Raw genomic sequence first — 14,932 nt, 5'->3', positions numbered from 1 at the left:
GGGCGGCGCGGCCGGGGATCGACCTCGATCATCCGGCATCGACCCTCCGGCCTCCTTCATCTTCCGATCCCCGACCCGAACGCCCGCCCTCGCAATTCCTGAAGGGACATCGCCGTGACCACGCCCGCCTCGAAGCCCCTGGATCCCTCCCCCCGGGTCCTGCTCGGCCCCGGGCCGTCGAACGTGCCCCCCCGGGTCCTCTCGGCCCTGGGGATGCCCCCGGTCGGGCACCTCGACCCCGAGTTCGTCGCGCTGATGGACGAGATGCAGGGGATGCTCCGCCGGGTCTTCCGAACCGAGAACCCGATGACCCTGGCCGTCTCCGGGACCGGCTCGGCGGGCATGGAGGCCGTGGTCGCCAACCTCGTCGAGCCCGGCGACCGGATGCTCGTCTGTGTCAACGGCGTCTTCGGCGGCCGGATGGTCGACGTCGCCGGGCGATGCGGGGCCGAGGTCTCCCGGATCGACCGCCCCTGGGGGGAGGTCTTCGACCCCTCCGAGGTCGAGGCGGCCATCAAGGCGCATCGCCCCAAGCTCGTCGGCATCGTCCACGCGGAGACCTCCACGGGGGCGTTGCAGCCGGTCGACGAGATCGCCCGGATCGCCCACGAGAACGGCGCCCTGCTGGCCATCGACGCCGTCACCTCCCTCGCCGGGGTCCCGGTCGAGGTCGACGGCTGGGACGTCGACGCGGTCTACTCCGGCACCCAGAAGTGCCTGAGCTGCCCGCCGGGCCTGGCCCCCGTGTCCTTCGGGCCCCGGGCGATGGAGGCGATCAAGGCGAGGAAGACCAAGGTCCAGTCCTGGTACCTCGACATGACGCTGATCGGCCGGTACTGGGGCTCCGACCGCCTCTACCACCACACGGCGCCGATCAACATGAACTACGCCCTCCGGGAGGCGTTGGCGATCGTCCTCGAGGAGGGGCTCGACGCCCGGTTCGCCCGCCACCTGCTGAATGCGCAGGCCCTCGCCGCCGGCCTGAAGGCGATGGGGATCGACTACGTCCCCGCCGAGGGCCACCGCCTGCCGCAGCTCAACTGCGTGACCATCCCCGAGGGGGTCGACGACCTGGCGGTCCGCAAGCGCCTGCTCTCCGAGTGGAACGTCGAGATCGGCGGCGGACTGGGGGACCTGAAGGGCAAGGCCTGGCGGATCGGCCTGATGGGCTATGGCTCCCGGAGGGAGTCGGTGACGCTCGTCCTCTCGGCCCTGGAGACCTGCCTGAGGGACGCCGGCGCCCCCGTCGAGCCGGGGGCCGCGCTCGCCTCCTCGGCCGAGGTCTACGCCGGCTCCCCGGCCGCCTCGACCGCCTGATCGCCGCTCAGGAGGCGGGTGGGCCGCCCCGCCTCTTCCGGCCCCCCGGCGCGGCAGAGGCCGCGAACAGCCCGGTGCCCAGGGCCACGGCCAGCCGGGAGGCCAGCCGGCTGGCCGGGGTCGTCGAGAGCACCTTGTCCACCCCGGCCATCGGGAAGGCGAGCGTGCCGATCACCTGGAAGATCAGTCCGGCTATCGCCGCCCCCACCGCCCCGGCGATCGCCGATCCGACCGCCCCGGCCGGGCCCCTCCCCCGGCCGATCCCGGCGGCGGCCCCCCCCGCCGCGCCGATCGGCGCCCAGAGCGCCAGATGCATCAGCATCACGGGGAGCAGGTCCTGCTTGCCCGGGGTCCGGATCGCCTCGTAGAGCGGCGCCGCGCCGTAGGCGGCCGCCGCCCCGGCCAGACCCCCCAGGACGAGCCCGGCTGCGCCGCCGAGCGCGGCCCCCCTGCCCCTCCGGGCCGCCAGGCCGGCGGCCGCCCCCATCGCCAGGCCGAGCAGCCCCCCGAAGGCCGAGAGGCTGCGGACGGCCGTCAGCCGGTCCGCCTCGCGGATCGCCTCGGCCGTCGTGGCCATCGTCTCGGTCTCCTGGCCCATCACCATCATCTTGCTCTCGACCGGGGCCACCCGGACGGCCGGCGACTCGCCCAGCCCCCAGGCGGCGAGCGCCGCGAGGATCGCGCCGACCAGGGCGGCGACCCGGGTGCGGCCCGCCGAGGCCGGCCTGGCGTCGTCCGTCGCGATGGGGGGGGGCCCCGCGGGGGTCGGGTCGGGTGCGGGCACCGGGGGATGCTCGGCTGCCATGGGAGGGGCTCCGGGATCGGGATGTGCTTGGGTGGTCGTCGCCGACGCCAGCGGCGATCCGGGCGCCTCGGAGCCTAATCCAGGGGGGCCGGCGACGCAAACGGCCGCCTCGGCCCGCCGCCCAACTCGGCGTCCGGGTTTCCGCTTGATTCGGCCAACCAATCGCTCGATATTAGCGAGTGCGAGGCAAATCCAACCCCCTTTGTTCCATGGATGCGTTATTGCGGTCATCCGGGCGAGGGGGCTCACAATTCGTTCGCGGGGTCTCGAGCCCATGCAGAAGCGACGCGGATTCACGCTGATCGAGCTGCTGGTGGTCATCGCGATCATCGGCGTGCTGATCGCCCTGCTCCTGCCGGCGGTACAGGCGGCCCGGGAGGCCGCCCGCCGGGCCCAGTGCACCAACAACCTCAAGCAGCTCGGCCTGGCGGCCCACAACTACATCGACACTAACGGAAGCCTGCCGCCGTTCAACTCCAGCATCGACGAGCGGCTCCACTGGGGCACGCCCGTCTTCGACCCCTGGCCGCTGGACTGGGCGGCCTCGACGCTGCCCTATATCGAGCAGGGCCCGCTCTACAGCGCCCTGAATTTCAGCTTCGGCTCCAACGGCTCGCCGCAGAACGCTACCGTGCTGCGGACCCTGGTCAACACCATGGTCTGCCCCTCCGACGGTGAGCTTCCCGCCGCCGGCCCGGGCTCCTCGTGGCGGAACTACGCCGCGAACATCGGCGGTCCGTCGCCGTTCATGGCCTGGTCGGGCACCTTCGTCTCCTTCCGCAACGACGCGCTAGGCAACAGCGGCGGGCACCAGAACAGCAACATCGGCCCGGTGGGCATGGCCCGGATCCGAGACGGCACGTCGCAGACCGCCCTGTTCAGCGAGATGCTCGTCGGCACCGGGCCCCCCTCACCCGTCCCGGCCAATCACCCGCTGGCGAAGCACGGCTATGCCTTCAAGCTCTCGCTGGACAGCCCGGTCGACCAGGGCGGCAGCGGCGGCCCCGCCGCCACCGCCTTCGTGCAGGCCTGCCGCAGCATCCCCGGCACCCAGGAATCCTTCGGGACCCTGACGCCGGCCAATGGGGCCTACTGGATCGGCACCAACCCCGGGTCTTGCATCATCTGGTCCGGATACAACCACTACAACGGGCCCAACGGCTACAATTGCCAGGCCAACAATGACGGAAACACCGGCGGCTACGGCAACATCATGAATGCCTTGCCCCCCGGCAGCAACCACCCCGGCGGCGTCAACGTCTGCTTCGCCGACGGTTCCGTCAAGTTCATCAAGGACACGATCGCCATCCCCACCTGGTGGGCGATCGGCACTCGGAACGGCGGTGAGGTCGTCAGCGCCGACCAGTATTGATCCCGAGCCCGGTCCGCCGGCAGATCGGCGAGGGGGGCCTCCCTCCTCGTCGACGGCCCGGCACCGCGTCCCGGCTCGATCGGCGCCAAGGCCCGGTCGGCCCGGTTGATCTCCACGCTTCGCCCGCTCCGCAATCGACCCCGACGAGGACTCCGATGGCCCGTGTCTTCTCCCTCCTGCTCGCGGCGGCCGTGATCGTTTCGATGGGCGTGGTCGGCTGCGGCCAGTCGCCGCCCCCGGCGACTGGCGAACCCTTCGAGCCCCCGAAGGAGCTCGACCAGATGAAGGCCCAGATGCTCGAAAACTACAAGAAGGGGACGGTCAACAAGGCCCAGTAACCGGCCGGGGCCCCCGCCGGCTTCCCCCGGGGGCCCGCTTCCCCGCCCCTCCCCGCGCAATCGGGCGACCCGGAGCGAGCCCAGCGACATGACCCATCCCGGCGAATCGGTGAGTGGCCCCCCGACCGGCCGCGGAGGGGGCCGTGATGCCCCTCCCCTCCCCTCCCGAAGACGATCGATCCGGCTCGCCCTCGGCGGTGCCGCGATCGCGGCCCTCGCCCTGATCTGGCTCGCGGCGGCCAGGCCGCCGTCCCCCGCCGAGCTCGATCGCCTCCTCCAGCTCGCCCAGGACGCCCATCGCGCCGGCCGACACGACCGGGCGGAGGCGCTGCTCGATCGCGTCGCCTCCTCCCGGGAGCCGACGCCGCTGGACCGCTTGCTCCGGGCCCAGGTGCAACTCGCCACCGATCGCCCTGAGCAGGCGAGGGACCAGCTCGCCCGGATCCCCGACGACCACCCGATCGCCCCGATCTCCCGGCTCCTGCTGGGCCAGGTCGAGATGCGGCTCGGCCGCGTGCCCGAGGCCGAGCGGTCCTTCCTGGCGGCCGTCCGCCTCCAGCCCCGCCACGTCCAGGCCCACCGCGAGCTCAGCTTCATCTACAGCATCCAGCGCAGGCTTCGCGAGCTCGACGAGCAGCTCGCTGCCCTCGCCTCGCTCGGGGAACTGCCCCCGAGCTACGTGCTCCACTGGAGCAAGATCCGCAATGTCAACTGGAACTACGAGAAGGACCTGGACAACCTCCGGCGGTTCCTCGCCGGAGACCCGGGCGATCGCCACTCAAGGCTGACCCTGGCCGAGGCGATCCGCCGATCGGGGGACCTAAACGAGGCCGGTCGAATCCTCACGCCCCTCCCCCCGACCGATCCCGATGCCGCCGCCCTCCGCGCCGGCATGGCGATCGAAGGCGGCGACCTGACCCGGGCCGAGGAGATGATCGCCCGGGCGCCGGCCGATCACCCGGCCGTGGCCCGGGTCCGTGGCGAGATCGAGCTGATCCGCGGCGACCCCGAGGCCGCCCTGCCCCACCTCCGGGCCGCCGAGCAGAACGACCCGACCGATCGACTGGTGAACTTCCACCTCGGCCGGGCGTTGACGATGCTCGGCCGTGCCGAGGAGGCGGCGCCCTACCTCGATCGGGTGCGACGCAACGACGCGCTCGGCCAGCTCATCTCCCGGGCCTCGACGCTCCCCGACCTCGATGACCCCGACCTCTGCGTCGAGATCGGCCGAGCGTGCCTCTCCCTGGGCCGATCCCTGGAGGCCCGGGCCTGGTTCGACACCGCCCTCTCCGTCGACCCCTTCCACGACGAGGCCCAGGAGTCGATCGCCCGAATCGAGGCCGGCTCCCCGGGGCTCTCCTCCCCGCTCGACGCATCCTGACGCGGAAACGGCCGGGGCCTCGGGAATAATCCCGGACACCCGGCCGTACGTCCCCGGCCCGCTTCAGGCCGTCCTCCAGCTGCCGCAACCCCGTCGATGATGTCGATCGACCCCGCCGGGCGGTCGATCGAGTCCAGGATCCGAGCGGCCCCGACGGAGTGGGGCGGGGCCGCCCGTCGATCAGGGACTCGGGACGATGCCCTGCTCCTCGTCGATCGAGTAGGACCTATCGGCCTCCAGGTCCGCAAACTCGTCGACCTTGCCCGAGGGCCAGCGGACCGTCAGCGACCCGGCCCGATCGGCGCCCCCGAGGCCGAAGGTGATCGGCATCTCGACGGACGAGAGGTAGCCCTTGCTCGGGAAGTGCTGGCGGACCTGCTCCTGGCCCCCCGCCTTGAGTTCGATCCGGGCGCCGATCCCGTCCCGGTTCGACCGCCGGCCGACGAGTCGGATCCGGATCCAGTGATTCTCATCCCCGCCGTCGTTGCGGAAGAGGCGGGCCTCGCCGCCGCTGGAGGTCATGACCACGTCGAGGTCGCCGTCCCCCTCCAGGTCGAGGTAGGCGCTGCCCCGGCCGACGATCGGGGTGAACAGGTCCGGCCCGGCCTGCTCCTTCGACACCTGGGTGAACAGGGTCGGCCCGGCCCGGCCGCTGTTCCAGAACAGTTGGGCGGGCTGGCGGTAAGTCTCGGACGCCTGGGTCTTCTCGATGTCCGATTCGAGGTGCCCGTTGACCGAGAGCAGGTCGGGCCGGCCGTCGAGGTCGTAGTCGAAGAAGAAGAGGCCGAACTTCAGGGGGGGCTGCGTCGGGGCCCCCAGGCCGAAGACGTTCGCCAGGTCGATGAACTGCATCCGGGTCGGGTCGTCGGCCACGTAGAGCGCCGTCATCTCGTTGGCGAAGTTGGCGATCGCCAGGGCCAGCGACCGGTCGTTCCGGAAGTGGGCCCAGTCGATCCCCATCGCCCCCCGGACCTGCCCCGAGGGGTCGAACGAGACGCCGGAGACGATCCCCAGCTCCTCGAACGTGCCGTCCCCCCGGTTCCGGAACAGGAAGTTGCGGACCGTGTCGTTCGCCACGGCGAGATCCACGAACCCGTCGCCGTCCACGTCGAAGGGGGCGACGCCGAGGGCCTTGGCCATCGGCTCCTTCAGCTCGGGGGTGACCAGGCGGATGCCGGCCTCCTCGCTGACGTCGGCGAAGGTGCCGTCGCCTTCGTTGCGGAGCAGGACGCAATGGCCCCCCCGGAAGGCGGTCGGCGGGCCGTAGGCGCGGCCGGCCCCGGTGAGCTGGAAGCCCTGGGCCCGGTCGAAATCGGCCGTCCACTCGACGTAGCAGCAGAGGAACAGATCCAGATCCCCGTCGTTCTCCAGGTCGAAGAAGGCGCCGGAGGTCAGCCAGCCGTCGCCGGCCCCGGCCCCCGCCTCGTCGGTGACGTCGACGAAGGTGCCGCCGTCGTTCCGGAACAGGAGGCCGCCGGAGACGGTGGTGATGTAGAGGTCGGGATCCGAGTCGTTGTCGATGTCGCCGACGACCGCCCCCATTCCGAATACCGGGACGTCCAGGCCGGCGGCCGAGGTCACCTCCTCGAAGTTCCCGGCCCCGTCGTTGCGGTAGAGGGCCGGCGAGGGGGCGTCCCCCGCCCCCTCCTCGGCGTGCCAGGGGCGTTGATTGACGAACAGGAGGTCGGGGTGGCCGTCGGCGTCGTAGTCGAGCACGGCGACGCCCGACCCCATCGTCTCGGGCAGCAGCTTCTCCCCCTCGGCGGCGTTGTGGTGGACGAAGTCGATGCCGGCCTCGTCGGTCACCTCGACGAACTTGACCGTCGGCAGGGCGGCCGGCTCGACGACCGGCGCCGCCTCGGGGGGGGCGGCCGCCGGGACGAACTCGGCCCCGGTGTCGGCCCCGCAACCGGTCAGCGACAGGGCGGCGGCGACGGCGGTGGCGAAGAGGACCGCCCAGGTCTTCGGGTCGTTGGTGTTCATTCCGTCACCTCGCTCTCGGCTCGGGAGTCGGGATCGGTGCGGCCGGCGGCGTCGGGCAACCCGGGGGCCCCGGGCCGGTGCAGGTCGTGGATGACGATCGGCTGGGCATTCTGGTCGGCCGCGGGGTCCTTCTCCCGGGCGATCCGGATGGCCCGGCCCTCGGCCGTCTCGTCCGGCCTGACGAAGTTGTGCAGGGCCTTGTGGGCCGACTCCAGGGCGAGGGACAGCCCGGCCTTCGCCGGCGCGTCGGCCTGCCGCTCCCACGCCGGGCCGAGCAGCCCGACCACCTCGATCAGCGTGCCGACCCGGGAGGCGAAGGCCGGCCTCGGCCCGTCCACGAAGGCCTCGATCTGCCGGGCCAGCTCCCGGGCGGACTGCTCCCGTGCGCCCGGGCCCGCGTCCGGGGCGGCGACCTCGGCGGCGAGGTCCACCAGCCGCGCCGGCTCCGGCGGGGGCCCTTCCCAGGGCTCGAAGGCCGACCGGTCGGGGGCGAACTCGGCATACGCCTGGCCGAGCCCGAAGTGGGCGTCGCCGTTCTCCGGGTCGATCGCGAGCGTCCGACGGAAGGCGTCGACGGCCCGGCTCATGTAGGAGAACCGCTCGGGGCTGTCGAGGGCCTCGATGCGGCCCCGGCGGTCGAGGGCCCGGCCCAGCTCGTTGATGACCATGTAATCCTGGCTGAAGTCGAACTTCCGGCTCGGGATCTTGGTGCTGAGCACGTCCTCGAAGCTCTTGATCGCGGCGTCGAGGTTCCCCTGCCGCATGTTGATCTGGCCGGTCAGCCAGTTGATCGTCCACTTCGCGGCGAACTCGGGGTCGGCCGCGGCCTTGCGGAGGGCCTCCAGGGCGTCGGGGATGCGCCCCTCCTTCTGGTAGACCCGGGCGAGGTTGACCCAGCCGTCCCCCTTGCCGTACCGCTCGGCCACGGCGAGGAAGACCGGCTCGGCCTGCTTCAGCAGGCCCTTCTGGGCGCCGGTGTCGCCCCCCTCGAGCAGCAGGCCGATGCCGTAGTCGTTCCAGCGCTGCCATTCCTGCTCGATCGGCGACGGCGGGTTCTCCGGCGTCGGGCCCCCGGAGACGGGCAACTCGACCGCGTCCCGGGCCATCACGACGATCGGCAGCGGGTCCGGCTCGCCGTCCTCGTCGGGATCGGGCCACACCCCCTCGCCGTAGACGTGGTCGAGGTACGTCCGGTCGAACTTGCGGTAGTTGACCTCGGCCTCCAGCGCGATCGGCCCGTCGATCCCCTCCTCGGGCACGTCGAGCCGGAAGTGGACGACCTGGCCGGCGCCCGGCGGGATCTGGCGGTTGTAGAGCGGCACGAAGATGTCCTGCGGGTTGCGCCGGTCGATCCGGTTGCCGTCGCGGTCGAGCATGTAGACGTTGATGAAGTGGGAGTACGGGTCGACGTATCCCCGCTCGTCCATCCCGCCGGACTTGCCGAGCACCCGGTCGCCGGACTTCGCCGTCAGCTCGACCCAGATCTCGTTCGAGTCCACCGTCCCCTGCGAGAAGTGGTGGCCGACACCCAAGGTCCGGACGACGACCTCGACCAGGTAGGAGGCGCCCGGCTCCAGCTCGGGGATCTCGGGCCGGATCGGGGCGACCAGCTCGCCGTCGACCGTCCCGCCCTCGCGGAGCCCGAAGATGTCGACGCGCACCTTCTTGTCGGTCAGGTATTCGGTGTGGGCCTCCAGCATCTCCTCGTCGCCGAGCGCCGCGGCCAGGCCCGTGTTGGCGCCGAGGAACATGTGGTTGTGGATCTCCCGGCCGGCCTCGCCGTCGAAGTTCTGGGCGCCGAAGTCGTCGGAGGCCACGAAGTTCATGTGGCATTCCGTGCAATTGGTCTTCGCCACCTCCGGGTAGTAGAAGCTGCGCGCCCCGTGGCCGGAGACCCCCGAGAGCAGGTAGGAATCGTGGTGGTTCTGCCCCCGGGTGAAGTCCTTGTAGTGGTTGAGCTGGAACGGCAGGTTGACCTTGTGGCACGTCGAGCAGAACTCGGCCGTCTTGTGCAGGGGCTTCAGGAAGGTCTGCTTGTGCAGATCCGGCTTGGCCTTCACCAGCGTCCGGTTGACCCACTGGAGCATCGGGTTGTCGCTGTAGGCGAAGGGGTAGTGTTGCGGCTCCTCGATGGTGTAGTCGGCGTTGCCCCGGCTGCTGTTGACGTGCGTGATCGAGTGGCACGACGTACAGGTGATCCCCGCGTGGGCGGTCGGGTCGTTCACGTCGTCGTACTTTGGGTCGTCGAACTTGCCCGAGAGGAACGGCACGACGTCGTGGCAGCCGGCGCACCATCGGGAGGCCTGCGTGTCGCCGTCCCGCTCCAGGGCGACCTTCCGGGTCTCCCGGACGCTATGCAGGTACAGCGGGTTGTTGAACGAGCTGAAGTGGTGCGAGGAGTGGAACCAGCCGTCGTAGGCGTCCTGATGGCACTCCATGCAATACTGGTCCATCATCAGGGTCTCGGCCGGGATCAGGTTGCCGTCGGCCGTCTTCACCTCGGAGGGGAAAAAGTACTTCGCGCCCTCCCTCGGCCCGACCTTGTTCAGCTGCCTCGGGTCGTGGGCGTGCATCAGGCCCATGAGCACGACGACCACGGTGACCCCGACGCTCCAGAGCCGGGCGTACTGCCAGTTGATCCTCGGCCCCGCCAGCCGGTGCCGGACATAGAGGCCGATCGCCAGCACCGGCGTCAGCAGGTGCAGCCAGTAGCCGACCTCCCGGACGACCGGATCCCGCACCTCGAAGCCGCCGATCCGGACCAGCACGACCCCGGAGACCAGCAGCACGATCGAGGCGGCCAGCAGCATCAGGCCGTAGCGGATCGCCGCCCGGTTCGGCCGCTTCCAGGAGGTGGCGAGGTGGGCGAAGCCGAAGACGATGAACGGGACGATGAGGACGATGCCCAGCAGCAGGTGCAGGGCGACCATGAGCATGTAGAAGTAGGTGTCCTGCGGGGCGCCGCTGAGCCAGGTCACCAGGGTGACGCTGGACATGTAGATGCCGGTGGCCCCCAGCAGGGCGAACCCGATCAGGACGGCCCAGAGCCAGGGCCTGAGCCCCCGGCCGACGGCCGGGGTATACACGAACCCGCGTCGGTCGCGCATCGGTCGGGGCGCGGGTCGTTCGGTCGCGGACATGCGAGCCCTCCTCGGCACGGGGCCGGGCCTCCCGGGGCGATCGGCATCGAGCCGGATCGCCCCGGGATGAATCGGAATCGGATCGGATGGGTTCGGGGCGCGACCCGGGGCCGATCGGGCCCCGGGCGGGACGGACGGTCGAGATCACCCCGATCGGGGGCCGGATCCGGCCGGCCGAGGTCGGGGAGGGTGGGAGATCAGGACGGTCCGTCAGCGGGCCCTGGGGGGGCGGTCGATCCGATTGGGGCCCTGGAGGGGGCGGGAGCGATCCCGGTCGGCCCGGAGGAACCCCCGGGACGGGGTGCGGGCGGCGGTCCGGATCGCGTCGGACAGCGGGAGTTCGCCCCCGACCACCAGCCGGGTCGGGCCCCGATCCGGGTCCTCGGACGGGCAGCTCGGCTCGATCCGGACGGGGGAGGGCTCGGCGACCGTCCCGACCCGATCGGCGGGGGCCGGGACGGGTTCGCCGGCCCCTCCCGTCGAGAGCCCGAAGACCGGCCGATCCGCCTCGTGGCAGGTGCCCGCGACCGCCCGGGGCCCGGGGAGGACCGCCGCCACCAGCCCGATCAGGGCGGCGATGGTCAGGGCCTGCCGGGGGATGGGTCGGGGGACGGTCACCCGGTGCACTCCGAGGCGTCTGGGGAGGTCGGGAGGGGGAGATGTGTCACCCCCAGTCTGGGAGGGCGGCCCGCCGAAGTCAAGGCGATTGACCGGGGGAGCACGCCCGGGGGGCCCCGAATCCCGGGGACGGGCCGGTCATCGGGCCGGGGAGGGGGACGGATCCGGGGTCCCCGGGTCGGGCGGGGACGGCCCGTCGAGCCGGGCCCGTCGGGAGCGCCACCCGTCCAGATCCAGCGGGAGGGCCGCATCCCCCACCAGGGCCATCCCCGTCCGCACCTCGACGGCCAGGTTGACCCGGCCCGGTTCGCCGGACATCGGCGCGGGACGGCGCCAGCGGTAGACCGTGCCGGTGCCGTCGCACGACAGCGCCTCCGAGCCGTCCGGGTGGATCGCCAGGCCCGAGACGGGGCCGAGGTGCTCCAGGGGGGGGCCGATCGCCCTGCCGGAGGCCACGTCCCAGGCCATCGCGTCGCCGCCCGCCTGGCCGGTCAGGACGGTGCGGAGCCCGGCATCCCGGGCCCGGGCGATCGTCGGGCCCAGGTGGGGGAGCATCGGCCCGATCGGGGCCCCGGTCCGCGCGTCCCAGCGCCGGAGGACCCCGCCGGACTCGGTCAGCGCCTCGCCGCCCTCGGCGTCGAAGCCGACCCAGGCCAGGGGGGCCCGGTGGGCCATCTCCGGCCCCAGCCGGGCCCCGTCGGACAGGTCGATCAGGACGGCCCGGCCGTCGGCCAGGCCGGCCAGCGCCGTCTCCCCATCGGGGGTGACCGCCATCGCCAGCACGGTCGCCCCGAGGCCGGCCACGGTGTTCGAGATCCGGCCGGTCTCGACCTCCAGCTCGATCATCGTCCCGCCCCCGCCGCCGACCCAGGCGGACCGGCCGTCGGGGGAGGTGATCAGGACGTCCGGTTCCAGGGGCACGTCCACCGGCCCCCAGGCCGGTCGGCCGTCGGCCGAGTCCCAGCAGGAGAGCCGGCCGTCGATCGCGACGGCGACGATCCGGTCGCCGCCGGCGGCGAACTTCGGGAAGATCAGGGGGATCGGCGCCTCGATCGCCAGCCCGGTCGGCCCGCCCTCCCGGGCGTCCCAGACCATGATCCGCCGATCTCGGAAGGTCAGCAGGCGTCGGGAGGACTCGTCGAACTCCATGCGGGCGAGCCCGCCGGGGTGCACCATGGGCCCGCCGATCGGCGAGAGGTCCCCGGCGTCCCAGAGCTGGGAGCGGCCCCGGTCGTCCCCGGTCAGGAAGGCCCGGCCGTCGGGGCGGTAGGAGACGTGCCGGATCGAGCCGCCGGGCCGGAGGATCGGCTCGTTGGGCGGCCCGGGGGGGGCGGCCCAGACCCGGGCCACGAAGTCATTGGAGACCGTGGCGATCCGACGGCCGTCGGGGAAGAAGGTGCCGGCGGCCAGGTCGAGGTGGTGCGGCAGTTCCGGGCCGATCGGCCGGCCGGTGGCCGCGTCCCAGAGCCGCGCCGTGGCGTCCCAGCCGACGGTCAGCAGCACCCGGCCGTCGGGCCGGAACTCCAGGCCCGAGATCCCCGACAGGTGGGCCGGCCTCGGGCCGGCCAGCTCGACGCCCAGGCCCGCGTCCCAGGTCCGCAGCCGGCCGTCCCGGCAGCCGGTGAGCAGCCGGGCCCCGTCGGGGGAATAGGCCACGACCTGGGCGGGCATCGGGTGCCCCAGCCGGAGCGGCCCGGGTGCCCCGGTCCGGGCGTCCCAGGTGCGGACGGTGCCGTCGTGGCCGGCGGTGGCGAGGGCCAGGCCGTCGGGCCGGTAGGCCACGTCGAGGATCGCGACGGAGCCCTCGTGGCGCATCGGCTCGCCGATCAACGTCCCCCCGCCGAGGTCGACCAGCCGGGCCACGCCCACCCCGTCCCCGTCCCGTCCCGAGACGACGCAGGCGCTCCCGTCGGGGGAGACGGCGATGGCGGCGCAGGCCGCCAGGGCCCGGAGCCGCCACCGGGGGGCCCGACGCCCGAGGTCCCAGGCGATCACCCACCCCGAGCCGTCCCCCGAGATCAGGGCCCCGCCCGGGGTGAAGGCGACGACGGTGGCGGGGCCCTCGTGCCGGAGCGCGATCGGCGGCCCCTCGGTGTCGGGATCCCAGACCCGGACGAGGCCGTCGTGGCAGGCGGTCGCCATCCGATCGCCGTCGGGGGAGACGGCGACGGCGGCGAGGTGCTCGGGGTGGGGGATCGCCCGCACCACCTCGCCGAGCTGGCGCCCCCAGGCGGCGAGGTTGGCCCGGATCGTCGGCCCGTCGCCGAGCCCGGCCTCGTCGTCGAGCCGCAGGGCCTCGGCCAGCCAGAGCAGCCCGGCGTGCACGTCGCCGAGCTGGCAGAGGTACAGGGCCCGGTCGAGCGTCAGCCTCGCCCCCTCGGCCCGGGCCCGCCGCCCGGCCTCCTCCGCCCGGGCCCCGGCCAGCTCGGCCGACCGGAGGGCGCCGGCCACGGCCAGCGCCGAGACGCTCGCCACCGCCGCCACCGCCGCCAGCGCCAGGACCGCCGCCCCGGCCAGGGCCCGGTGCTTCCGGGACCACCGGGAGAGGCGCTCGACCCCCCCCTCGCGGTGGCAGATGACGGGCTCGTCGGCCAGCCATCGGCGCAGCTCCGCGGCGAGCCCCGACGCCGACGGGTAGCGGTCCTCCGGCCGGTTGGCCATCGCCCGGAGGATGATCGCCTCCAGGGCCCTCGGGATCCCCCGGTTGGCCCGGCGGGGCCGCTCGAACTCCCCCAGCCGGGTGCGATCGAGCGCCTCCGCGAGATCCGCGGCATCGATCGGCACCCGGCCGACGGCGAGGTGGTAGAGCGTGGCGCCGAGGCTGTAGACGTCCGAGGCCGGCCCGGGCGCCCCGTGCCCGCCCCGGGCCTGCTCGGGGCTCATGTACCCGGGAGTGCCCACGACGGTGCCGGGCCGGGTCTCGGTCCCCCCGGCCGAGGGCGGCCGGGCCGGCCCCGGCGGGCCCGGGTCGTCCGGGCCCGGGCCCGTGCCCGAGGCCCCCCCCCGCCGGTCGATCTCCGGGCCCGGGTCGCCGACCGGCTTGGCGAGCCCCCAGTCGACGACGATCGTCTCGCCGAAGGGGCCGCAGAGGATGTTCGAGGGCTTCAGGTCGCGGTGCAGCACCCCCCGGCTGTGGGCGTAGGAGACCGCGTCGCAGGCCGCCAGGAAGCGGGCGACCAGGCCCCGGAACTCCAGCGAGGAGGCGAACCCTCGGCCCCGGTCGCACGTCGAGAGGGCCTGCAGCAGGCTCCGGCCCCGGATCAGCCGCATCGCGTAGAACGGGCCCCCCCGATCGTCGAGGCCGATCGCGTAGATGGGCACGATGCCCGGGTGTTCGAGCTGGCCGGTGATCTCGGCCTCCATCAGGAACCGGTCGCGTCGGACCCCCCGGGACGACCGGTCGGGCCTCATGACCTTCAGCGCCACCTCCCGGCCGACCTCGCGGTCGAAGGCGACGTAGACCTCCCCCAATCCGCCCCGGGCGAGGAACGTGCGCACCTCGAAGCGGCCGCCGGTCACGGGCCATCCGCCGGCTTCCCCGGGCCCGGGCCCGTCCGCCCCGGGGCCCGACTCGGCGGTCGCGGGCCCGTCCCGGCCCTCGGGCCCGGGGTCGGCCCCCGACGCCCGTCCCTCCCCGTCCCCCCGCAAGGGCGAGGGCCATCGGATCGGCCCCGGGGTGGTCGGCCTCACGGCCGGGGAGGGGTCGTCCACGGTCCTCCATTCGATCAGCCGGCCGACGGTCGAATCGAGGTCCAGCCGGCCCTCGACCAGGGCCCGGAGGATCCGGCTCAGGGCCTCCCGGTCGTCGGGGCCGAATTCCTCTTGCCAGGACGTGTCGGCGTCGTCGCGTGCCATCCCGGCGCTCGAACTCGGCGGGGGCTCGGCCCGGGTCACAACGGGCCTGGCCGTCGTCGCGGCTCGGGGATCGACCCGCGTCCCCCGATTATTGGGGAGGGAGGGGCTTCCCGCAACCGTCCC

9 protein-coding genes are annotated in these 14,932 nt (G+C 73.2%); 4 read left to right on the top strand and 5 right to left on the bottom strand.

Annotation, left to right across the window (positions count from 1 at the left end; translation table 11 throughout):
- Positions 1-114 precede the first annotated feature (114 nt).
- On the top strand, positions 115-1,317 hold the full coding sequence (locus ElP_RS08380; RefSeq protein WP_145268290.1) for a pyridoxal-phosphate-dependent aminotransferase family protein: 1,203 nt from the start codon (positions 115-117) through the stop codon (positions 1,315-1,317).
- A gap of 7 nt (positions 1,318-1,324) precedes the next feature.
- On the opposite strand, the gene ElP_RS08375 is transcribed toward ElP_RS08380, so the two are convergent.
- Entirely contained in the window at positions 1,325-2,122 is a 798-nt protein-coding gene (locus tag ElP_RS08375) for a hypothetical protein (protein ID WP_145268288.1), read from the bottom strand.
- A 274-nt stretch (positions 2,123-2,396) separates the two neighbouring features.
- On the opposite strand from ElP_RS08375, the gene ElP_RS08370 reads away from it, so the two are divergent.
- The 3 genes from ElP_RS08370 to ElP_RS08360 all read left to right on the top strand — a co-directional run bounded on the left by ElP_RS08370 (position 2,397) and on the right by ElP_RS08360 (position 5,213).
- The gene (locus ElP_RS08370; RefSeq protein ID WP_145268286.1) at positions 2,397-3,494 is read left to right on the top strand and encodes a DUF1559 family PulG-like putative transporter; all 1,098 of its coding nucleotides are present in this window, start codon (positions 2,397-2,399) and stop codon (positions 3,492-3,494) included.
- A gap of 155 nt (positions 3,495-3,649) precedes the next feature.
- Positions 3,650-3,832 (top strand): hypothetical protein, encoded by a 183-nt coding sequence (locus ElP_RS08365; protein ID WP_145268284.1) that lies wholly within the window; start codon positions 3,650-3,652, stop codon positions 3,830-3,832.
- A gap of 88 nt (positions 3,833-3,920) precedes the next feature.
- A complete protein-coding gene (locus ElP_RS08360; RefSeq protein ID WP_145268282.1) occupies positions 3,921-5,213 on the top strand; it encodes a tetratricopeptide repeat protein in 1,293 nt (430 codons plus the stop codon).
- Between the two features lie 180 nt (positions 5,214-5,393).
- Here the strand turns inward: ElP_RS08360 and ElP_RS08355 are convergent, their stop codons facing one another.
- The 4 genes from ElP_RS08355 to ElP_RS40555 all read right to left on the bottom strand — a co-directional run bounded on the left by ElP_RS08355 (position 5,394) and on the right by ElP_RS40555 (position 14,809).
- The gene (locus ElP_RS08355) at positions 5,394-7,196 is read right to left on the bottom strand and encodes a CRTAC1 family protein (RefSeq protein ID WP_145268280.1); all 1,803 of its coding nucleotides are present in this window, start codon (positions 7,194-7,196) and stop codon (positions 5,394-5,396) included.
- Positions 7,193-10,336: a tetratricopeptide repeat protein gene (locus ElP_RS08350; RefSeq protein ID WP_231749573.1), complete on the bottom strand. Its 3,144-nt coding sequence runs from the start codon at positions 10,334-10,336 to the stop codon at positions 7,193-7,195. Before ElP_RS08350 ends, ElP_RS08355 begins: the two co-directional genes overlap by 4 nt.
- A gap of 210 nt (positions 10,337-10,546) precedes the next feature.
- Complete coding sequence (locus tag ElP_RS08345) at positions 10,547-10,954, bottom strand: hypothetical protein (RefSeq protein WP_145268278.1); 408 nt, start codon at positions 10,952-10,954, stop codon at positions 10,547-10,549.
- A 138-nt stretch (positions 10,955-11,092) separates the two neighbouring features.
- Positions 11,093-14,809, bottom strand: coding sequence for a WD40 repeat domain-containing serine/threonine protein kinase (locus tag ElP_RS40555; RefSeq protein WP_145268276.1), 3,717 nt, complete (start codon positions 14,807-14,809; stop codon positions 11,093-11,095).
- Positions 14,810-14,932 lie beyond the last annotated feature (123 nt).

The organism is Tautonia plasticadhaerens (genome assembly GCF_007752535.1).
Classification (GTDB): Bacteria; Planctomycetota; Planctomycetia; order Isosphaerales; family Isosphaeraceae; genus Tautonia; species Tautonia plasticadhaerens.
Note: the sequence above shows the minus strand (reverse complement) of the source record. Positions and strands in the feature narration are given on the sequence as shown.

Coding starts and splice junctions, on each gene's coding strand:
- ElP_RS08375 (WP_145268288.1), bottom strand. CDS start 2,122: ATGGCAGCCGAGCATCCCCCGGTGCCCGCACCCGACCCGACCCCCGCG.
- ElP_RS08370 (WP_145268286.1), top strand. CDS start 2,397: ATGCAGAAGCGACGCGGATTCACGCTGATCGAGCTGCTGGTGGTCATC.
- ElP_RS08365 (WP_145268284.1), top strand. CDS start 3,650: ATGGCCCGTGTCTTCTCCCTCCTGCTCGCGGCGGCCGTGATCGTTTCG.
- ElP_RS08360 (WP_145268282.1), top strand. CDS start 3,921: ATGACCCATCCCGGCGAATCGGTGAGTGGCCCCCCGACCGGCCGCGGA.
- ElP_RS08355 (WP_145268280.1), bottom strand. CDS start 7,196: ATGAACACCAACGACCCGAAGACCTGGGCGGTCCTCTTCGCCACCGCC.
- ElP_RS08350 (WP_231749573.1), bottom strand. CDS start 10,336: ATGTCCGCGACCGAACGACCCGCGCCCCGACCGATGCGCGACCGACGC.
- ElP_RS40555 (WP_145268276.1), bottom strand. CDS start 14,809: ATGGCACGCGACGACGCCGACACGTCCTGGCAAGAGGAATTCGGCCCC.